This window comes from Streptomyces sp. NPDC053542 (assembly GCF_044544685.1).
In the GTDB taxonomy this organism is placed as follows: domain Bacteria; phylum Actinomycetota; class Actinomycetes; order Streptomycetales; family Streptomycetaceae; genus Streptomyces.
In genome coordinates this window covers 118,533-138,947 of sequence record NZ_JBITXL010000011.1, presented here as the reverse complement: position 1 = coordinate 138,947, position 20,415 = coordinate 118,533, and the positions used below count along the sequence as shown (strand labels likewise).

The following is a 20,415-nucleotide window of genomic DNA, read 5'->3' as shown; positions in this document are numbered from 1 at the left end:
TGACTGTCAGAGGTGGCCGGTAGGCTCGTAGACACGATGACCGAGGACATGTCCCCTGCTGAGCGCTATGCCGCCGCGCGATCGCGTGCGGCCGAGCAGGCCACCGCACTCTTCCCTTTCAAGGAGATGTACGACTTCGGACTGGACGCGTTCCAGATCGAGGCGTGCGAGGCCCTGGAAGCCGGTAAGGGTGTGCTGGTCGCCGCTCCGACCGGATCCGGTAAGACGATTGTCGGCGAGTTCGCCGTCCACCTGGCCCTGAGACAGGGCCGCAAGTGTTTCTACACCACCCCCATCAAGGCCCTCTCGAACCAGAAGTACCAGGACCTGGTCAAGAGGTACGGCGCCGAGAAGGTCGGCCTGCTGACCGGCGACAACAGCGTCAACGGCGACGCACCGGTGATCGTGATGACCACCGAAGTGCTGCGCAACATGCTGTACGCCGGCTCCCAGGCGCTGAACGGCCTCGGCTATGTGGTCATGGACGAGGTGCACTACCTCTCCGACCGCTTCCGCGGCGCCGTCTGGGAAGAGGTGATCATTCACCTCCCCGACTCCGTGACCCTGGTGTCGCTCTCCGCCACGGTGTCCAACGCCGAGGAGTTCGGCGACTGGCTGGACACGGTGCGCGGCGACACCGAGGTGATCGTCTCCGAGCACCGCCCCGTGCCGCTGTGGCAGCACGTGCTGGCGGGCCGCCGGATGTACGACCTCTTCGAGGAGCGGGACGGCGCCGAGCCCGGCCAGGGCCGGCGCGAGGTCAACCCCGACCTGGTGCGGCTGGCCCGGATGGAGAACAGCCGCCCGACCTTCGGCCGCGACAAGCGCCGCGGCCGCAACAACCTGCGGGAGGCCGATCGCGAGCGCGAGCGGCGCCAGCGCAGCCGGATCTGGACGCCCAGCCGCGCCGAGGTGATCGACCGGCTGGACAATGAGGGCCTGCTCCCGGCGATCACGTTCATCTTCAGCCGGGCCGGCTGCGAGTCGGCGGTCCAGCAGTGCCTGTACTCGGGCCTGCGGCTGAACGACCAGGCGGCGCGGGAGAAGGTCCGCAAGATCGTCGAAGCCCGCACGGCCGGCATCCCCGACGAGGACCTGCACGTCCTCGGCTACTTCGAGTGGCTGGAGGGCCTGGAGCGCGGCATCGCGGCGCACCACGCCGGCATGCTGCCCACGTTCAAGGAAGTGGTCGAGGAGCTCTTCCTGAAGGGCCTGGTCAAGGCGGTCTTCGCGACCGAGACCCTGGCTCTCGGCATCAACATGCCGGCGCGCTCGGTCGTCCTGGAGAAGCTCGTCAAGTGGAACGGCGAGCAGCACGCGGACATCACCCCCGGCGAGTACACGCAGCTCACCGGCCGGGCCGGGCGGCGCGGCATCGACGTCGAGGGCCACGCGGTGGTGCTGTGGCAGCGCGGCATGGACCCGGCCGCGGTCGCGGGCCTCGCGGGCACGCGTACGTACCCGCTCCGCTCCTCCTTCAAGCCGTCGTACAACATGGCGGTCAACCTCGTTTCGCAGTTCGGCCGGCACCGCTCGCGCGAGCTGCTGGAGATGTCCTTCGCGCAGTTCCAGGCCGACAAGTCGGTCGTCGGCATCTCGCGGCAGGTGCAGAAGAACGAAGAGGGGCTGGAGGGCTATCGCGAGGCGATGACCTGCCATCTCGGGGACTTCGAGGAGTACTCGCGGCTCCGCCGGGAGCTGAAGGACCGCGAGACGGAGCTGGCCAAGCAGGGCGCGGCGCAGCGCCGGGCTGCGGCCGCGGCGGCGCTGGAGAAGCTGAAGCCGGGCGATGTGATCCACGTGCCGACGGGGAAGTTCGCGGGGCTGGCGCTGGTGCTCGACCCGGGGATGCCGTCGGGGCGGACCAACGGCCATCGTGGGTTCCATGCCGAGGACGGGCCGCGGCCGCTGGTGCTCACCGCGGAGCGGCAGGTCAAGCGGCTGGCGTCGATCGACTTCCCGGTGCCGGTGCAGGCGCTGGACCGGATGCGCATCCCGAAGTCCTTCAACGCGCGCAGCCCCCAGTCGCGCCGCGACCTGGCCTCCGCGCTGCGGACGAAGGCCGGGCACATCCCGCCGGAGCGGCACCGCAAGCAGCGGTCCCCGGCCGCGGACGACAGGGAGATCGCGCGGCTGCGGACCGCGCTCCGGGCGCATCCGTGCCATGGCTGCGACGAGCGCGAGGACCACGCGCGCTGGGCGGAGCGGTACCACCGGCTGCGGCGGGACACGCGCCAGCTGGAGCGCCGTATCGAGGGCCGTACGAACACCATCGCGCGTACCTTCGACCGGATCTGCTCGCTCCTGACCGAGCTGGACTATCTGCAGGGCGACACGGTCACGGACGAGGGCCGGCGGCTGGCGCGGCTGTACGGCGAGCTGGACCTGCTGGCGAGCGAGTGCCTGCGCGAGGGCGTCTGGGAGGGGCTGTCGCCCCAGGAGCTGGCCGCGTGCGCGTCGGCGCTGGTGTACGAGGCGCGCCAGGCGGACGACGCCGTCGCGCCGAAGCTGCCCTCGGGGAAGGCGCGGGCCGCGCTGGGCGAGATGGTGCGGATCTGGGGGCGGCTGGACGCCCTGGAGGAGGACCACCGGATCAACCAGGCGGAGGGTGTCGGCCAGCGCGAGCCGGACCTCGGCTTCGCGTGGGCGGCGCATCAGTGGGCGTCCGGCGTGGGGCTCGACGCGGTGCTCCGCGAGGCGGAGATGCCGGCCGGCGACTTCGTCCGCTGGTGCAAGCAGCTGATCGATGTACTGGGACAGATCGCGGCGGCTGCTCCTCCCGGGGGGACGGTCGCGAAGGCGGCGCGGAAGGCGGTGGACGGGGTACTGCGCGGAGTGGTGGCGTACTCGTCCGTTGGTTGAGCGTGTCGTGCCGCCCGGCGGCCGGTGGGGGTCCCTGTGGGGTGCCCTCGGTCGCCGGGCGGGCTCGTCCTCAAGCGCCGGACGGGCTTGATTGGGCTGGGGTTGTCCTCGAGCGCCGGACGGGCTTGATTCGGGCTGGCCCGTCAGGTGCCTCAAGGTCAGGAGGCGGTCGGTGACTCCTGTTCCGCCTCCACGGTCGCGTTCCACTCCTTCTTCGACGCCTGCCAGCCGTCCTCGTCGTGGCCGCGGCGCCAGTAACCGGAGATCGAGAGGTCGGCGCGCGGGATCTCGCGCTCGACGCGCAGCAGGCGGCGGAGCTCCTTCACGAAGCCCGCCTCGCCGTGCACGAACGCCTGCACCCGGCCGGCGGGCCACTCCAGCGCCCGTACCGCGTCGACCAGCCGCTCGCCGACCGGCGCATCACCGCGGTGCAGCCAGACGATCTCCGCGCCGGCCGGCACCCGCAGCTTCTGCTCCTCGCGGGCGTCCGCCACCTCGATGAAGGCACGCACCACCGCGTCCTCCGGCATTCCGGCGAGCGAGGCCGCGATGGCCGGCAGCGCGCTCTCGTCGCCGGCGAGCAGATGCCAGTCGGCCGCGGCCTCCGGGGCGTACGCGCCGCCGGGGCCGAGGAAACGGATCTCCTCGCCCGCCTCGGCCTGCTGCGCCCACGGCCCGGCCAGCCCCTGGTCGCCGTGGATCACGAAGTCGACCGTCAGCTCCAGGGACTGCGGGTCCCAGGCGCGCACCGTGTACGTCCGGGTCCGCGGCCACTGGTCGCGCGGGAAGTCGGCACGGATCTGCGCGATGTCGAACGGCTCCGGGTAGGTCACGCCCGGCACCGGGAAGAGCAGCTTGATGTAGTGGTCGGTGTACTCGCCCGCGGGGAAGTCCGCCAGGCCCGCGCCGCCCAGCACGACCCGCATCATGTGCGGGCTGAGGCGCTCGGTATGGATCACGCGGGCGCGGTAGGTGACGGCCTTCTTGCGGGCGGGACGTTCGGTGGGACGGTCTGCTGCCACGGTGGGCCCCCTGGGCGTTCTCAGAATAAGTTAGGTAGACCTAACCTAACAGCACATCATGAGAGCACGCCTAGGACACGCTGCAGTGAGCCGCCCAGCCCCCACTGCGCGGCCAGCTCCTCCAGCGTCGCGGGATCGGCCGGCTCCTTCGGCACGGCCGGGTCGAAGGAGGGCAGCGCGACGTCCGTGGCGACGCGCACGACCGTGGGCGCGACCTCGAGATACGGGCGGGCCTCGGCCAGCCGCTTGCGCTGCGTGGGCGTGAGCTTGGCCGCCGGGTCGTCGACCGCGGCGATGATCCCGGACAGATCGCCGAAGGCCGCCAGCAGCTTGGCCGCGGTCTTCTCGCCGATGCCCGGCACGCCGGGCAGGCCGTCGCTGGGGTCGCCGCGCAGCAGTGCCAGGTCCGCATAGCCCGCGCCGTCCACGCCGTACTTCTCGCGGAGCCACGCCTCGTCGGTGACCTGGAGGGTGCCGACGCCCTTGAGGGGGTACAGCACGCGGACGCCGCGGCGGTCGTCGACGAGCTGGTACAGATCGCGGTCGCCGGTGACGATGTCGACCGGGCCCGCGGCGCGCGTGGCGAGCGTGCCGATGATGTCGTCCGCCTCGTATCCCGCCGCGCCCACACGCGCGATGCCCAGCGCGTCCAGTACCGCCTCGATCACCGGGACCTGCGGGGAGAGCGTGTCCGGGACCTCCTCGACGTCCGGCGCGGCGGAGCCCTCGGGGGCCTCCTCGGCGACGCGGTGCGCCTTGTACGTCGGGATGAGGTCGACCCGCCACTGGGGGCGCCAGTCGGCGTCCATGCAGGCCACGAGGTCGTCCGGGTGATGGTCCTGGAGCAGGCGGGCGATGAAGTCCAGCAGGCCGCGGACGGCGTTGACGGGCGTGCCGTCCGGGGCGCGGACGGAGTCCGGCACGCCGAAGTACGCGCGGAAGTACAGCGAGGCGGTGTCGAGGAGCATCAGGCGTCGAGTCACACGCCGATGATGCCGCACGCCACTGACAACGCCGGACGGACGCCACGACGGACCGGACGTCCGCCGCCGGCACGGTCGGACGTGCGCCACCGGCACGGTCGGACGTGCGCCGCCGGCAGGGTTGGACATGCGCCCTGACCAGGCCGGACGTGCACCCCCGCGCGCCGTGAGTCGCGAATGGGTCGCGAGCCGACGTGTACGGGTCGCGTGTGATCCCGCGTCAAACGCGTGCCACTTGTGAGGCGAGTCACTGTTGTGTTTGGAGTGAATAAAGAGGGGCAGGCGCGCATCCGGAGCGGAACCGGTAAGGAATTCAACTTTTTCTTTTCCCGGCGCAGACGGACCGAAGCCGTACCGCTCCACGGCCCCTCCCCAGCCTTTCGGCCTGGGGATCACCCATGGCTGGGACGGGCCGTACCTTGGTTCGACCTGAGAGGTGTATGTGTCCAGGCTGCAAGCCGAGCACCTGTACAAAGTGTTCGGCAGACGACCCGACGACGCCGTGCGGAAACTCGAGAACGGGGCGACCCGCGACGAGCTGCGCGCAGAGGGTACGACGGCAGCGGTGATCGACGCGTCGTTCACCGTGGACGAGGGCCAGATCTTCGTCGTCATGGGTCTGTCGGGTTCCGGCAAGTCCACGCTGCTGCGCATGCTGAACGGGCTGCTGGAGCCGACCGCGGGCAGCGTGCGGTTCGACGGCCAGGACCTGACCACGCTCAGCGCGAAAGAGCTGCGCCGGGTCCGTTCCCAGAAGATCTCCATGGTCTTCCAGCACTTCGCGCTCTTCCCGCACCGCAGCGTTCTGGAGAACGCCGCGTACGGCCTGGAGGTCCAGGGCGTACCGAAGGCCGAGCGCCAGAAGCGCGCCCATGAGGCGCTGGAGCTCGCGGGCCTGAAGGGCTGGGAGAAGTCCTGGCCCGACGAGCTGTCCGGCGGCATGCAGCAGCGGGTGGGCCTGGCCCGCGCGCTGGCGACCGACGCGGACCTGCTGCTGATGGACGAGTCCTTCAGCGCGCTGGACCCGCTGATCCGCCGTGACATGCAGGACCAGCTGCTGGAGCTGCAGAAGACGCTGAAGAAGACCATCGTCTTCATCACCCATGACCTGAACGAGGCCATGCGGCTCGGCGACCGGATCGCCGTCATGCGCGACGGTGAGATCGTCCAGAACGGCACCGCCGAGGACATCCTCGTACGGCCGTCCAACGACTACGTCGCGTCCTTCATCCAGGACGTCGACCGCACCCGGGTGCTCACCGCCGGCGCGATCATGACGGACGTGGCGTCGGTGCTGGGCGGCAAGGACGCCGACGGTACGGAGATATCCACCGCCGAGCAGTTCAGCGCCGCGGCGCCCGCCACGGTCACCAAGGACACCCCGCTCGTCGACCTGTTCGCGCCCTGCTCGTCCAGCCAGGTCCCGGTCGCCGTGACCGACGCGGCCGGTGAGCTCGTCGGCGCGGTACCGGCGCAGCAGCTGATGGCCGCGCTCGGCGAGCCCGAGCCGCAGGCCCAGGACGCCGTCGCCGGAGTACCGGCGCAGCCCGCCGCCGAGGACAAGAAGCCCGCGGACGAGCAGTCCGCGGACGGAGCGGCCGAGGACACGGACGGCAAGGACGCCGACGAGAGCAAGGTGATCGCCGGTGCCTAGGATCGAAATCGGCACGTGGGCCGCCGCGGCCGTCAAGTGGCTGCAGTCGAACGTCGACTGGCTCTTCGGCTTCATCACGCACGTGCTCAACGCCGTGTACGGCTTCTTCCACATGGTGCTCGCCGCGCCGGAGCCCCTGTTCCTCGCGGGCATCCTCGCGGTGCTCGCCTGGTGGCTGCGCGGCTTCCTCGCCGCGGTACTGACCTTCCTCGGTTTCGCACTGATCGACTCGATCGAGCAGTGGGACACCACGATGGAGAGTCTCTCCCTGGTCCTGGTGGCCTGCCTGGTCATCGTGGTCATCTCGGTGCCGCTGGGCATCTGGGCCGCCCGCAACCGCGCGGTCAGTGGCGCGGTGCGCCCGGTGCTGGACCTGATGCAGACGATGCCGGCGATGGTGTACCTCATCCCGGGCATCCTCTTCTTCGGCCTCGGCGTGGTCCCCGGCATCGTGGCGACCATCGTCTTCGCCATGCCGCCCGCCGTCCGCATGACCGAGCTGGGCATCCGGCAGGTCGACGAGGAGCTGGTGGAGGCGGCCGACGCGTTCGGTACGCACCCGCGCCGCACGCTCTTCCGCGTGCAGATCCCGCTCGCGCTGCCCACGATCATGGCCGGTATCAACCAGGTCATCATGCTGGCGCTGTCCATGGTCGTCATCGCCGGCATGGTCGGCGGCGGCGGTCTGGGCTCCTCCGTCTACGACGCGATCAGCTCCGTCGACGTGGGCCTGGGCACCGAGGCCGGTCTCGCGGTGGTCATCCTCGCGATGTACCTGGACCGCATGACCGGCGCCCTGAACCAGCGGGTCTCGCCGCTCGGCCGGCGCGCGCTGGCCAAGGCGCAGGCCGCGCTCGGCGGCCTGAAGTTCCTGCAGTGGCGCCCGGCGACCTCGCTCGCGATGACCGGTGTGGTCGTGCTCGCGCTGGCCGCCGGCGGCATGAACGCCTTCGGCAGCAAGGGCGGCGACGCCGCTGCCGGCATCGGTGACGGCCGTCAGATCAACCTCGGCTACGTCAACTGGGACGAGGGCAAGGCCACCACGTACCTGTGGAAGGAGCTGCTGGAGCAGCGCGGCTTCAAGCCCAAGGCGCAGGCCCTGGAGGCCGGCGCGCTCTACACGGGCCAGGCCCAGGGCGACATCGACGTGCAGACCAACTCCTGGCTGCCGGTGACGCACGAGTCGTACTGGAAGAAGTACAAGAACAAGCTCGAGGACTACGGCGCCTGGTACGACAAGACCTCGCTGGAGATCGCCGTACCGTCCTACGTCAAGGGCGTGAAGACGCTCGACGACCTCAAGGGCAAGGGCAAGGAGTTCGGCGGCAAGATCGTCGGCATCGAGCCGGGCGCCGGCGAGATGAAGATCGTCAAGGACAAGGTCCTCAAGGACTACGGCCTGGACGGCGAGTACAAGCTCCAGCAGTCCAGCACCTCCTCGATGCTGGCCGAGCTGGACCGCTCCATCAAGGCCAAGAAGCCGGTCGCGGTGACCCTGTGGTCCCCGCACTGGGCCTACAGCAAGCACAAGCTGACCAAGCTCAAGGACCCCAAGGGCTCCTTCGGCTCCGGTGACGGCATCCACGCGCTGGGCCGCAAGGGCTTCGCCAAGGACGAGCCGCAGGTCGCCTCCTGGATGAAGAACTTCCACCTGGACGAGAAGCAGCTCACCAGCCTGGAAGCGGCGATCCAGGACGCCGGCAAGGGGCACGAGCAGGACGGTGTCCGCGCCTGGCTGAAGAAGAACCCGGGCATGGCCGACAAGCTGGCCCCCGCGCCGGGCTCGTACGCCAAGGGCAAGGACGCGGGCGCCGCGCCGAACATCGGCTACCCGTCCTGGGACGAGGGCATCGCCACCTCGTTCCTGTGGAAGTACGTCCTGGAGCAGCGCGGCTACAAGCCGAAGATGCGCAACCTCGACGTGGGTCCGATGTGGACCGGGCTGTCCACCGGCCAGGTCGACGTGGAGACGGACGCCTGGCTGCCGGTCGCGCAGAAGCAGTACTGGGACAAGTACAAGAACGATCTGGTCGACCTCGGTGCGTGGTACGACAAGACGTCCCTGGAGATCGCGGTGCCTTCCTATGTGAAGGGCGTGAAGACCATGGACGACCTGCGCGAGCACAAGGACAAGTTCAAGGGCAAGATCATCGGCATCGAGCCGGGCACCGGTGAGATGAAGCGCCTGAAGAGCAAGGTCCTGCCCGCCTACGGCCTGGAGGACATGAAGGTCACCGAGGCCGGTACCAGCGCCATGCTCGCCGAGCTGGAGCGGGCGATCGGCAAGAAGGAGCCGATCGCGGTCGTCCTGTGGTCGCCGCACTGGGCGTACGACAAGTACCCCCTGACCAAGCTCAAGGACCCGAAGGGCACCTGGGGCGCCAACAACCAGATCAAGACGGTCGCGAACAAGAAGTTCCCGAAGAAGTACGGGGAGTTCAGCAACTGGCTCAAGAACTGGCACATGAAGCCCGATGAGCTGGCCAGTCTGGAAGCGGCCATCAACGAGGCCGGCACCGGCCATGAGGAGGAAGGCGTCAAGAAGTGGGTCGACGCGCACCCGGGCATCGTCGATGAGATGGCCCCGGTGAAGTGACACACGTGACGCCGTACCGGTACTGACCGGTCGCCGTTTCCGGAACGGGCCCCGCCACCGCGGTTCGGTGGCGGGGCCCGTCCGCGTGTGGGCTCTCGGGGCATACCGTGGGGCGATGACCTCTCACGCTGCCGTACGCAAGGTGGTCTCGCTCGTCCCGTCCCTGACCGAGGCGGTCGCCGTCACCGCGCCGGAGCTGCTCGCGGGCGTCACGGACTGGTGCAGCCACCCGGCCGGCCTGGACGTGCCGCGCATCGGCGGCACCAAGAACCCCGACACCGCGCGGATCGCCGCCCTCGCCCCCGACCTCGTGATCGCCAACGAGGAGGAGAACCGCCCGGCCGACCTCGCCGCGCTGCGCGCCGCGGGCCTGAACGTGCTGGTCACCGAGGTCCGCGAGCTGCCGCAGGCGTTCCGCGAACTGGACCGCGTCCTCGTGCGCGGCTGCGGGCTGGCCCGGCCGGAGTGGCTGGACGCGGCGGAGACGGCGTGGCGGGAACTGCCGGCCGGGGAGCCGCGGTCGGCCGCCGTCGTACCCATCTGGCGGCGCCCCTGGATGGTGCTGGGCCGGGACACCTTCGCGGGCGACCTGCTGGCCCGGCTGGGCGTACGGAACCTTTACGCGGACCACGCCGAGCGTTACCCGAAGATCCCCCTGGACGAGCTGAACCGCCGCGGCGCCGACCTCGTCGTGCTCCCCGACGAGCCGTACCGCTTCGCCGCCGACGACGGGCCCGAGTCCTTTCCCGGGGTGCCCGCCGCGCTGGTCAGCGGGCGCCATCTCACCTGGTACGGGCCGTCGTTGGCCGAGGCGCCCGGTGTGCTGCGGGCGGCGCTGGAGGCGGCGGCATAGCGGGACGGCGGTGCACCGGAGTGCACCGCCGGGTCTTGGTGGGAGTCGGGCCGGGGCCTGGAGCCGGGTCCTTTCGGAGCGGTGGCTCTCAGACGGCCTTCGGGGCCGGGGCCGAGGCGGGCGGCGCGAGGAGCGTGCCGCGGAAGAGACCGCGCGCGGTGCACACGAAGGCGGTCAGCCAGCCTGCCACCAGGAGCAGGTACAGCCCGACGGTGAGCCAGTCGTACAGTGCCAGCCCGGTGTGGCCGGCCAGCCCGGCCGCGCCGGTGACGCAGGTACCGATGGGGAAGGTGAAGGCCCACCAGGTCATCGAGAAGCGCATCCCGCCGCGGAAGGCACGGACCACCATCGCGGCGGACAGCCCCAGCCACAGCAGCGCGAAGCCCATGACCGGCACGCCGTACAGCACGGAGAAGGCGGTCATCGCGTCGGCGTAGGAGGAGCCGGCGGCGGGCGCGGCGTTCGCGAGGTTGCTCACCGCGGTCGTGGACTGGCCGAGCGGGCCGAGCACGAGGATCAGCGCGGGGGTCGCGGCGAGCGGCAGCGGCCCGTGGTGGATCAGCCGCGAGAGCACCAGCGGCAGCATCGCGAGCACGGTCAGCAGCGACAGGCCGAACATCCCGTAGCAGCTCAGCAGCATCGCATCGCGCCACTGGCCGGCGGGGAGGTGCGGGATCAGACCGGGGCCGATGGCCGCGGAGACCATCGGGGCGACGATCGGCAGCAGCCAGGCGGGGGAGGCCGTCCCCGCGTCGATCCGGTGCCGGGTCACCATCAGGTACGGGATGGCCGCGGCCGCGACCAGGCCGACCACGGTCCCCGCGACCCACAGCACACCGTCGACGGCCACCGCCGCGGACGTGCCGATCACATCCTTCCCGACGGCGAGCGTGCCGCCGCCGACTGCCAGCAGGGCCATCGCCAGACAGCCGTAGAACGGCGCCACCATCGGGTCGAGCAGATGCGCCCTGGCCTGGTCGGTGTGGCGGATCCAGTGCGCGGTGCGGGCGCCGAGCAGGGCGACCAGCATGACGGCCGACAGCGCCCAGACGCCCTCGTACGCGGTGTGCAGCAGGCCGGACCGCACCGGGAGCGTGGCGCCGGCGTTGGCGATGATCGCCGTGCCCATGACGGCGGCGTACCAGTTGGGGCCGAGATGCCGCACCGAGCCGCGGGTGCGGCCATGGGGGTCCGTCCGGGGGCCCGCCGGGCGGGAGCGAGGTTGCGCGAGGGTAGCCATGCCTCCAGAGTTCCGTCATGCGCCCGCTCCCACCAGGGACATCAGGTCTATGAGGGCATAAGCTGGGTTTATGAGTGAAGTGGAGCGGAGACCGGGTAACGGGGGGAACGGTGCGGCGGAAGGGGCAGGGGCGCACGAGGGCCGGCTGGCGTACCGCGTACCGGACCTGGCCGCACTGGAGCTGCTGCTCGCCGTGGCCCGGCTGGGCAGCCTGGGCCGGGCCGCCAAGGAACTGGGCATCTCTCAGCCCGCGGCGAGCAGCCGAATCCGTTCCATGGAGCGGCAGTTGGGCGTCGGCCTGGTGGAGCGCTCGCCGCGCGGCTCCCGCCTCACGGACGCGGGCGCGCTCGTCACGGACTGGGCCCGGCGCATCGTGGAGGCGGCCGAGGCGTTCGACGCGGGCGCGCAGGCGCTCCGGGGCCGCCGCGACTCCCGCCTCCGCGTGACCGCGAGCATGACCATCGCCGAGTACTTGCTCCCCGGCTGGCTCATCGCCCTGCGCACCCAGCGCCCGGACACCGCGGTATCCCTCTTCGCGGGCAACTCCGCAGTGGTCGCGGAACGCGTCCTCTCCGGCGAGGCCGACCTCGGCTTCGTCGAGGGCCTGGACATACCGCCCGGCCTGGACGGCGCGGTCATCGCCCACGACCGCCTGGTGGTCGTAGCCGCCCCCACCCACCCCTGGTCCCGCCGCCGCGCCCCATTGACAGGCCGCGAGCTGGCGAGCACGCCACTGATCCTCCGCGAACACGGCTCAGGCACCCGCCAGGTCCTCGACGCAGCCCTGGCCGCCTGCGGCCCCCTAGCACCCCCACTCCTCGAACTGGCCTCCACCACCGCGGTAAAAGCCGCAGCAGTCAGCGGCGCGGGCCCATCGGTCCTCAGCGAACTCGCGGTCGGCGAGGAACTGGCGGCCCGGAGGTTGGTGGAAGTCCCGGTACCGGGAATCCGCCTGGGCCGCGACCTCCGAGCGGTGTGGCCAGCGGGGCAACGACCTTCGGGGCCGGCGAGGGAGTTGCTGGGGTTGACTCGGGGGGTGGGGTGAGCTCTTTTGCCTCAAGCTCCCTTCACGCCATGACGGTGACGTTCGAGTTCGAGATGAGCGATCGCAGGATCAATTCGCAGCGGATCAAGGGCGCCTACGAAGCTGTCGTCAATGCTGCCGTGGGAGCTGCCAAGGCGGAGTTGCTGGATGGCAGCGTAAGTACAGTGCGGAGTCGCATGACCTGGGACTACCGATGGACCGAGATGTCCGCGCAGTACGCCGACGTCGACGTCGAGGTGGCGGAGGAGCCGCCGGCCGAATAGCCGGGCCGGCCAAAGGCATACCAGTCGCCCAGGGGAAGGCAGTGCAAGTCCGCACGCCCAAACCTCCTGCCTGCGGTTTCCCGCGGGCAGGAGAGCTGGTGGGCCCACGGGACAGTCACGGCAGGTCCTGTGCAGCCCCCTCTCGGTGCCTCGTGAAGAGTGCCGTGAGTATCACCGCCGTGATTGCCCCCGCTGGTACGCCGCTGCCGAAGAGGGTGCGGGCCCAGGTGGGGAGGGGGGTGTACAGGTCCGGGGCGAGGATGGGGAGTAGGCCGGCCAGGAGGGTGAGGGCTATGACGGTGGTGAGGGGGCCCTCGGAGGTGTCGGTGCGGCGGAGCATGCTGATGCCCATGGCGGCGATTACCGCGTAGATGACCAGGCCCGCGCCGCCGACGACCGGGGTCGGGAGGGTGGCCAGCAGGCGGGAGACCGGGGCGAGGAGGCCGATCAGGACGAGGAGCAGGCCGGCGCCGGCGGTGACGAAGCGGCTGCGGACTCGGGTGAGTTGGACGATGCCGATGTTCTCCGCGCTGGTCACCATGATGGAGGTGCCCAGCAGGCCCGCGGCGAGGGAGGTGAGGGCGTCGGCGCGGACCGTGCGGGGGACGTCGCGGGCGGGGTCCGGTTCGCGGCCCACCGCCTCGCTGTTGAGCACCGTCTGCCCGGTGGCCTCGGCGAGGGAGGCGAGGGTGAAGACGATGAGGGGGATGGCGGCGAGGAGGTCGAAGTGGGGGGCGCCGTAGGGGAAGGGGTGGGGGAGGGCGAGGAAGGGGCCGCCGTCGGGGACGGTGTTCATTCCGGTGCCGGTCAGGAGGGCGGTTGCGGTGCCTGTTGCTATGCCTGCCAGTACCGACATCTGGCGCCATACGCCGGGCAGTACGAGATAACAGAGGGCGGTGGCGCCGATGGTGACCAGGGCCAGCCAGGTGTCGTGGGCGATCATCGGCGCGGTGACGTTGACCATGTTGACGCCGATGAGGAGGACGGTGGTGCCCAGGACGACGGGTGGGAAGAAGCGGACGATGTGGCGGTAGAGGGGGAGGATGGCGAGGAGGAAGGCTGCGGAGATGAGGACGGCTCCGGATGCCGTGGCCGGGCCGTGCTGGTCGGCGATCTGGAGGAAGATGGCTACCGCCGCGCCGCCCGGCAGCATCATGAACGGTAGCCGGGCGCCGATCCGCAGGACCCCGAAGGACTGCAGCAACGCCCCCGCCCCGCACAGGACGAGTGTCGCGCTGAGGAGGGCCGCCGTGCGGTCGGGGGGCAGCCCGAGGCCGGTGGCGATCAGGAACGCGGTGGAGACCGGGGCCGCGAGCATCGCGAGGACGTGCTGCGCGGCCAGGGGAAGGAGCCGGAGCAACGGGAGGCGTTCGTCCACCGGGTGGACCGGCCGGCCGTCGGGGCCGGACGGTCCGTCAGGGGCGTCGCCTCCGGTACGGGTGGTGCCGGCGGGGGCGGCCACGGCTCATCCCCGACCCGGCAGCCAGGGCAGTTCCTCGGCGCCGTAACGGTACGCGCGGAACAGGGCGTTGTGCTGGGCCGGGAAGATCCGGCCGACCTCCGGCTCGCGGTAGCCGCCGAAGTGCGGGACGACGTACTCCCAGCAGAGGTACCCGTCGGCGGTGACCTCGAAGATCCGGCCGGCGGGGGAGTCGCAGATCAGGGTGTTGCCGTTGGGGAGGCGCTGGGCGCTGCCCATGAAGGGGGCGAAGAAGGCTTCGCGGGCGGGGTCGTGGTACTCCCAGGCGATCTTTCCGGAGGACCGTTCGACCTCGATGACGCGGGAGAAGGGGACGTCCCAGTGCGGGCGGAAGACGCCGTTGTCGAAGATGAGGATGTTGCCGTTGGGGAGTTCGGTGGGGTTGTGCTGTTGGGAGACGATCCCGGGCTCGGTGCGCCAGATGATCTCGCCGGTCTCGCGGCTGATGATGATGACTGCTGAGGCGCTGCGGAGGCTTGCCAGGATGTTGCCGTCGGCGAGCGGGAGGACGGCGTTGATGAGCGGGTAGTGCTCGCGGGAGTAGTCGGGGTGGAGGGGGTATTCGTCGCGGTCGAGGTGGTCGGCGACTCGCCAGGACCACAGTTCGGTACCGTCCGCGTCGACCTCCTTGATGGTGTCGGCCCAGACGGTCGGGCCGTCGGCGGTCGTCGGTTCGGAGCCGGGGACGCCGCCGCGTACCGCGGCCGCGTGCTCGCCGGTCAGCGGCTCCAGTGCGGTGTAGAGGATCCGGCCGTCACCTATGTGGTGCGCGTCGTGGTGCTGGAGCGGGTCGATGTGTTCGCGGACGACGGTGCCGTCGGGGGCGACCTCCTGCATCACGCCGCCGCGGTACTTGTGCCACATCGGGAACAGCGCTTCCTGGTCCGGGAGCACGCCGTTGTAGGCCAGGTTGCCGTTGGGCAGGATGCGGGCGTGCCGGCCAGGGCGGTAGGGGAGGTTCCACTGGTGGACGACCTCGCCGTGCAGGTCGACGAGGTAGACCTCGCCGGTGCCGGTGAGCGGCGCGTAGAGCGTGTAACCGGGGTACGCGGCGTCCTCGTCGAGGGCGAGCAGGCCGGTGCCGCGGCGGCGGCGTGTGTTTTGATCGACAGCGGTCATGGCGGTACCCCTCTTCAAACTTTGTTTGATGACGTCAAACAGGTTCGAGGCTAGAGGCTGCATGTGGCAACGCTGTGAACGTGGCGATAAAGGGGAGAGGGTATGGAGGATGCGTGAAGATCAGGAGGTGCATCGGGTGACGCACGAGGAAGCGCCGCAGGTCGGGCGGGCGGTGCGGCGGCGCCGCCGCGCGCTGGACCTCACGCTCGCCGAGCTGGCGGCCCGTACCGACCTGTCCAAGCCCTTCCTGAGCCAGGTGGAGAACGACCGGGCGCGCCCCAGCATGCGCTCGCTCCAGCGCATCGCCGACGCGCTGGGCACGACGGCGGTGCAGCTGCTCGGCGCGGCGGAGGACCGGCGGGCGGTCGACGTGGTGCGCGCGGAGACCGGGGCCGCGCTGGAGGACGGCGCGGCGGGCACGGTGCGGCCGCTGGTCCGCGGTCAGCAGCAGCTGCACGCGCTGGAGTTCACCGGCGCGCATGAGTGGGGGCGGGAGTTCCGGCACCCGAACGACGAGCTGCTGTACGTAGTCGAGGGGACCGTGGAGGCGGAGGCCGAGGGGGAGCGGTACGAGCTGGGCCGCGGCGACACGCTCTACTGCACGGGCGGGGTGACGCACCGGTGGCGTGCCCGGGAGGCGGGCACGCGGGTGCTGCTGGTGGGGGTGGCGGACGACATCGGGCTCTGACGTTGCGTCAGTGACGGCGTCTGGCGTTGCGTCAGTGACGACGTCTGGCGGCGTCAGTGGGTGGTGGCCGCGGCCACCAGGGCCTCCATGACGCGGGTGTCCGTGCCTGCCTCGGGGTGCCACTGCACGCCCAGCGTGAAGGCCGGCGCGTCCGGCAGTTCGAGCGCCTCGACCGTGCCGTCCTCGGCGTACGCGGAGGCCAGCACTCCGCGGCCGAGCCGGTCGACGGACTGGTGGTGGTACGTCGGTACGGAGACCGGCTCGGGAAGGATGCCGGCGAGCCGGCTGTCCGCCACGGCGGTGACCTTGTGGTGATCGAAGACGCCGGGTGGCCCGCCGTGGCCCTCGATGTGCTGGTGGAGCGTGCCGCCCAGCGCGACGTTCAGGAGCTGCATGCCGCGGCAGATGCCGAGCAGGGGCGTGGCCGAGTCGATGGCCGCGTCGATGAGGGCGAGCTCCCAGGCGTCGCGGGCGAGGGCGGGCGGGCCGGTGCGGGGGTCGGTCTCGGCGTCGTAGCGGTCCGGGCGGACGTCCGGACCGCCGGCGATCACGATGCCGTCCAGCCGGGTGACGACGGTGGCCGCGGCCTCCCGGGCCTCGTCCCGGTCGAGGTCCGGCTCGTGCGGCGGCAGCATGGCGGCGAGGCCGCCGGAGTTCTGGACTAGGCGGTGGTAGCCGGCCGGCAGAAGTGCGGCCGGGAGCGTCCACACGCCCCAGCGGGCCTCGGCCTCCAGGTACGTGCTGATGCCGATGAGCGGCTTGGACAAGGGAACCTCCGGTCGGTACGAGGGGTGGACGGTCAGTCGCGGTCGAGTTCGGCCTCCGCCGCAGCCAGCGCAGCGAACTCCTCCTCGGGAGCGGCCGCGACCAGCCGGTGGCGCGAGTACAGCGCGAAGTACGCCAGCGCCACCGCGTACACGCCCAGGGCGATGACGGCGGCCGTGACATCGACGAGGAACGTTGCCACCAGGGCCGAGCAGGCGAGGACGAAGGCGAGGGCGGAGGTCACGGCGCCGCCGGGGGTGCGGTACGGGCGCGGCAGGTCCGGCTCGCGGCGGCGCAGGACGATGTGGGAGAGGGCCATCAGGGCGTAGGAGATGGTGGCGCCGAAGACCGCGACGTTCAGCATGCGGGCGCCGTCGCCGGTGCCGGCCGCCAGCGCGAAGCCCAGCGCGCCGGGGACGAGAAGTCCCAGGTAGGGGGCCTTGCGGCGGCTGGTGAGGGAGAGGAAGCGGGGCAGGTAGCCGGCCCGGGAGAGGGCGAAGAGCTGGCGGGAGCCGGCGTAGATCAGGGAGAAGAAGGAGGCGACCAGGCCGGCCAGGCCCGCGTAGTTGACGATGCGGGAGGTGACGGTGGGCTCGCCGTGCGGCTGCAGCGCCTGGACCAGCGGGTCGCCGACGGACTGGAGCGCGGCGGCGCCGCGCGCTCCGGTCGCGGTGAGGAAGGTGACCAGGGCGAGGAGGAGCAGGACGCCGATCGCGGCGGCCATGGCCTTGGGCAGCGTCCGCGCCGGGTCCCTGGTCTCCTCGGCGGCCAGCGGTACGCCCTCGACGCCGAGGAAGAACCACATGCCGAAGGGGAACGCCGCCCAGATGCCGAGTATCCCGAAGGGCAGCCAGGAGGAGGCGCCGAAGGCGTTCTTGTCGGCCGGGATGTCGTTGAGCGCGCTCACGTGGAAGTCGGTGACCGCGGCGAGTGCGAAGACGACCAGCGCGGCCACCGCGATCGCGGTGACGACCAGGCTGAAGCGCAGTGCCTCGCCGACGCCCCAGAGGTGGATGCCGATGAAGATGACGAAGCAGGCCAGGTAGACCGGCCAGGAGGACGTCAGTCCGAAGAGGCCGAGGGACTCGACGTAGTCGCCGATGAAGATGGCGATCGCGGCGGGCGCGAGGACGTACTCGATGAGGATGGCGGTACCGGTCAGGAAGCCGCCCCAGGTGCCGAGCGCGCGGCGCGCGAAGCCGTAGCCGCCGCCCGCCGTGGGCAGCACGGACGCCAGCTCGGCGAGGGCGAAGACCAGGCAGGTGTACATCACGCCCATCAGCAGCGCCGCCAGCGCCAGGCCGCCGAAGCCGCCCTGGGCCAGGCCGTTGTTCCAGCCGGAGAAGTCGCCGGAGACGACGTACGCGACGCCCAGGCCCGTGAGCAGCAGCGGTCCGGCGCTGCCCCGGCGCAGCGAGCGCTTCTCCAGGTAGGCGTCATCGGGCGCGGCCCCGGGTGGCGGGGGAGTGGGCGGTGCGGTGCGCGGTTCCGTGCTGTCGGCCATGAGCCGCTCCTGCCTCGGGTCATCGGGCGGGTAAAGGTTTAGCGCCATACCTTTGTCGCGCGGACCGCTCCGGCGCAAGACCCGTGCCGTAAAGGAACGGTTACGGGGCGGGTGGCGGGCCGGTGAGGACCACCGCGCCGCGGGCCGTCCCGTGCGGGGTCACGGCGCCGGCGGCGTCCCCGTGAGGAAGCCGCGCAGCAGGGCCGCCGTGCCGCAGCAGTGCTCCCGCATCACCTCGCGAGCCCCGTCCGCGTCGCCCTCCAGCACGGCCTCCACCAGCGCGGTGTGCTGCGCCTGGGAGTGTTCCAGGTTCCGTACCAGCAGCGGGATGCAGTCCAGCAGGTCGTTCACGGTCGCCCGGACGGCCGCGTACTGCGCGGCGAGCGTGGCCGAGCCCGACAGCTCGGCCAGCGTCAGATGCAGCAGCGTGTCCCGCCGCCGGTAGTCCGAGAGCGGCGCGTCGTGCGTGGCGGCCAGCGCCGCGCGCAGCCGCTCCGCCTGCTCCCCGTCCAGCCCGTACCCGGCGCACAGCCCGGCCGCGCCCACCTCCAGCACCTCGCGGAACCGCAGCGTGTCCTCGACGTCGACCTGTGCGATGCGGCGGCGCAGCTCGTCCTCGCCGGGCGTCTCCACGCGCTCCCGCACGAATGTCCCGCCGTACCGCCCGCGCCTGCTGACCACCAGCCCCTCGTCCTGCAGCACCTTCAGCACCTCGCGCAGGGTGACCCGGCTGATCTGCAGCCGCTCGGCCAGTTCGCGTTCGGCCGGCAGTCGCTCGCCCCGGGGCACCAGCCCCAGCCGCACGATCTGGAGTATCTGCTCCAGCGCCTCCTCGAACCCGTTGCCCGCCCGCACCGGGCGCAGCACCGGCGCCAGCCGGTCCGCCGCTCCGTCCACCGCTACCCCTTCCCAACCAATGGTTCGTGTGCCTACCTTATGACCTCCGGACGCAGCGACAGGAGGCACCACCGTGGCAGACCGCACGCCCCCGCTCTCGGTCGAGGAGCTGAGAAGGCTCGTCGACACCGGGGAGATCGACACTGTCGTCCTCGCCTTCACCGATATGCAAGGCAGGCTCCAGGGGAAGCGGTTCGCGGCCCGTTTCTTCCTCGATGATGTGCTGGCGCACGGCTCGGAGGGCTGCAACTACCTGCTCGCCGTGGACGTCGACCTCAACACCGTCGACGGTTACGCCATGTCCTCCTGGGAGCGCGGCTACGGCGACTTCTGCATGCACGGTGACACCGCCACGCTGCGCCGCACGCCCTGGAGCCCCGGTACCGCGCTGCTCACCGCCGACCTCGCCTGGCACGACGGCACCCCCGTCGTCGCCTCCCCGCGGCAGATCCTCCGCCGCCAGCTGGACCGGCTCGCCGAGCGCGGCTGGCGCGCGTACGCCGGTACCGAGCTGGAGTTCATGGTCTTCAAGGACACCTACGAGGACGCGTGGCGGCGCGGCTACCGGGACATGAGCCCGGCGAACCTCTACAACGTCGACTACTCCGTCCTCGGTACGAGCCGGGTCGAGCCGCTGCTGCGCCGCATCCGCAACGAGATGGGCGCGGCCGGCATGACCGTGGAGTCCGCCAAGGGCGAGTGCAACCTCGGCCAGCACGAGATCGCCTTCCGCTACGACGAGGCGCTCACCACCTGCGACCAGCACGCCGTCTACAAGACCGGCGCCAAGGAGATCGCGGCCCAGGAGGGCATGGCGCTCACCTTCATGGCGAAGTACGACGAGCGCGAGGGCAACTCCTGCCACATCCACCTCTCGCTGCGCGACGAGGACGGCGCCCCCGTGCTGGCCGACGCGGACGGCGAGTACGGCATGTCGCCGCTGATGCGGCACTTCCTCGCCGGGCAGATCGCCGCGATGCGCGACTTCACGCTGCTGTACGCGCCGAACATCAACTCCTACAAGCGCTTCCGGCCCGGTTCCTTCGCGCCCACCGCGGTCGCCTGGGGCCCGGACAACCGCACCTGCGCCCTCCGCGTCATCGGCCACGGCCACGCCCACCGCTTCGAGAACCGCCTCCCCGGCGGCGACGTGAACCCCTACCTCGCGGTGGCCGGCATGGTCGCGGCCGGGCTGTACGGCATAGAGCACAAGCTGGAGCTGCCGGACGCCTGTACCGGCAACGCGTACACCGGCGACGCGGAGCACGTGCCGACCACCCTCCGCGAGGCCGCAGACCTGTGGGAGCAGAGCCCGATCGCGCGTGCCGCCTTCGGTGACGAGGTCGTCGAGCACTACCTCCACATGGCCCGGGTGGAACTCGACGCCTACGACTCCGCCGTGACCGACTGGGAGCGGTTCCGCTCCTTCGAACGCATGTGAGGA

16 protein-coding genes are annotated in these 20,415 nt (G+C 71.1%); 8 read left to right on the top strand and 8 right to left on the bottom strand.

Annotated features, from left to right (window positions below; genetic code table 11):
- The first annotated feature begins 36 nt into the window (after window positions 1-36).
- Window positions 37-2,862: a DEAD/DEAH box helicase gene (locus ACIGXO_RS28255; protein WP_399792384.1), complete on the top strand. Its 2,826-nt coding sequence runs from the start codon at window positions 37-39 to the stop codon at window positions 2,860-2,862.
- Between the two features lie 158 nt (window positions 2,863-3,020).
- Here ACIGXO_RS28255 and ACIGXO_RS28250 read toward each other — a convergent pair whose 3' ends face one another.
- Both ACIGXO_RS28250 and ACIGXO_RS28245 read right to left on the bottom strand, forming a co-directional pair.
- Window positions 3,021-3,884, bottom strand: a complete 864-nt coding sequence (locus ACIGXO_RS28250) for a siderophore-interacting protein (protein ID WP_399792382.1) — start codon at window positions 3,882-3,884, stop codon at window positions 3,021-3,023.
- 56 nt (window positions 3,885-3,940) lie between these two features.
- Window positions 3,941-4,852, bottom strand: coding sequence for a 5'-3' exonuclease H3TH domain-containing protein (locus ACIGXO_RS28245; protein ID WP_399792728.1), 912 nt, complete (start codon window positions 4,850-4,852; stop codon window positions 3,941-3,943).
- A 457-nt stretch (window positions 4,853-5,309) separates the two neighbouring features.
- Between ACIGXO_RS28245 and ACIGXO_RS28240 the strand changes: the two genes are divergently transcribed.
- The 3 genes from ACIGXO_RS28240 (at window position 5,310) to ACIGXO_RS28230 (ending at window position 9,970) form a co-directional block, all read left to right on the top strand.
- Window positions 5,310-6,521 (top strand): glycine betaine/L-proline ABC transporter ATP-binding protein, encoded by a 1,212-nt coding sequence (locus ACIGXO_RS28240; RefSeq protein ID WP_399792380.1) that lies wholly within the window; start codon window positions 5,310-5,312, stop codon window positions 6,519-6,521.
- Complete coding sequence (locus tag ACIGXO_RS28235; RefSeq protein ID WP_399792377.1) at window positions 6,514-9,117, top strand: ABC transporter permease/substrate binding protein; 2,604 nt, start codon at window positions 6,514-6,516, stop codon at window positions 9,115-9,117. Before ACIGXO_RS28240 ends, ACIGXO_RS28235 begins: the two co-directional genes overlap by 8 nt.
- Before the next feature lie 115 nt (window positions 9,118-9,232).
- Window positions 9,233-9,970: a helical backbone metal receptor gene (locus ACIGXO_RS28230; RefSeq protein ID WP_399792375.1), complete on the top strand. Its 738-nt coding sequence runs from the start codon at window positions 9,233-9,235 to the stop codon at window positions 9,968-9,970.
- Window positions 9,971-10,058: 88 nt separating this feature from the next.
- On the opposite strand, the gene ACIGXO_RS28225 is transcribed toward ACIGXO_RS28230, so the two are convergent.
- Window positions 10,059-11,210 carry a TDT family transporter gene (locus ACIGXO_RS28225; protein WP_399792373.1) on the bottom strand — a complete coding sequence of 384 codons (1,152 nt, stop codon included), beginning with the start codon at window positions 11,208-11,210 and terminating at the stop codon, window positions 10,059-10,061.
- 70 nt (window positions 11,211-11,280) lie between these two features.
- Here ACIGXO_RS28225 and ACIGXO_RS28220 point away from each other — a divergent pair, with 70 nt between their 5' ends.
- Window positions 11,281-12,255, top strand: coding sequence for a LysR family transcriptional regulator (locus ACIGXO_RS28220; protein WP_399792371.1), 975 nt, complete (start codon window positions 11,281-11,283; stop codon window positions 12,253-12,255).
- 29 nt (window positions 12,256-12,284) lie between these two features.
- A complete protein-coding gene (locus ACIGXO_RS28215) occupies window positions 12,285-12,518 on the top strand; it encodes a hypothetical protein (RefSeq protein ID WP_399792369.1) in 234 nt (77 codons plus the stop codon).
- Between the two features lie 115 nt (window positions 12,519-12,633).
- On the opposite strand, the gene ACIGXO_RS28210 is transcribed toward ACIGXO_RS28215, so the two are convergent.
- Window positions 12,634-13,980: a uracil-xanthine permease family protein gene (locus tag ACIGXO_RS28210; RefSeq protein WP_399792367.1), complete on the bottom strand. Its 1,347-nt coding sequence runs from the start codon at window positions 13,978-13,980 to the stop codon at window positions 12,634-12,636.
- A 3-nt stretch (window positions 13,981-13,983) separates the two neighbouring features.
- Window positions 13,984-15,117: an aryl-sulfate sulfotransferase gene (locus ACIGXO_RS28205; protein WP_399792365.1), complete on the bottom strand. Its 1,134-nt coding sequence runs from the start codon at window positions 15,115-15,117 to the stop codon at window positions 13,984-13,986.
- Window positions 15,118-15,226: 109 nt separating this feature from the next.
- On the opposite strand from ACIGXO_RS28205, the gene ACIGXO_RS28200 reads away from it, so the two are divergent.
- Window positions 15,227-15,805: a helix-turn-helix domain-containing protein gene (locus ACIGXO_RS28200; RefSeq protein ID WP_399792363.1), complete on the top strand. Its 579-nt coding sequence runs from the start codon at window positions 15,227-15,229 to the stop codon at window positions 15,803-15,805.
- 53 nt (window positions 15,806-15,858) lie between these two features.
- Here ACIGXO_RS28200 and ACIGXO_RS28195 read toward each other — a convergent pair whose 3' ends face one another.
- The 3 genes from ACIGXO_RS28195 to ACIGXO_RS28185 all read right to left on the bottom strand — a co-directional run bounded on the left by ACIGXO_RS28195 (window position 15,859) and on the right by ACIGXO_RS28185 (window position 18,971).
- A complete protein-coding gene (locus tag ACIGXO_RS28195; protein WP_399792361.1) occupies window positions 15,859-16,572 on the bottom strand; it encodes a gamma-glutamyl-gamma-aminobutyrate hydrolase family protein in 714 nt (237 codons plus the stop codon).
- Window positions 16,573-16,604: 32 nt separating this feature from the next.
- Window positions 16,605-18,074: an ethanolamine permease gene (gene eat, locus ACIGXO_RS28190; RefSeq protein WP_399792359.1), complete on the bottom strand. Its 1,470-nt coding sequence runs from the start codon at window positions 18,072-18,074 to the stop codon at window positions 16,605-16,607.
- Between the two features lie 159 nt (window positions 18,075-18,233).
- Window positions 18,234-18,971: a FadR/GntR family transcriptional regulator gene (locus ACIGXO_RS28185; protein WP_399792357.1), complete on the bottom strand. Its 738-nt coding sequence runs from the start codon at window positions 18,969-18,971 to the stop codon at window positions 18,234-18,236.
- Between the two features lie 73 nt (window positions 18,972-19,044).
- Here ACIGXO_RS28185 and ACIGXO_RS28180 point away from each other — a divergent pair, with 73 nt between their 5' ends.
- Window positions 19,045-20,412 carry a glutamine synthetase family protein gene (locus ACIGXO_RS28180; RefSeq protein ID WP_399792355.1) on the top strand — a complete coding sequence of 456 codons (1,368 nt, stop codon included), beginning with the start codon at window positions 19,045-19,047 and terminating at the stop codon, window positions 20,410-20,412.
- The last annotated feature ends 3 nt before the right edge of the window (window positions 20,413-20,415 follow it).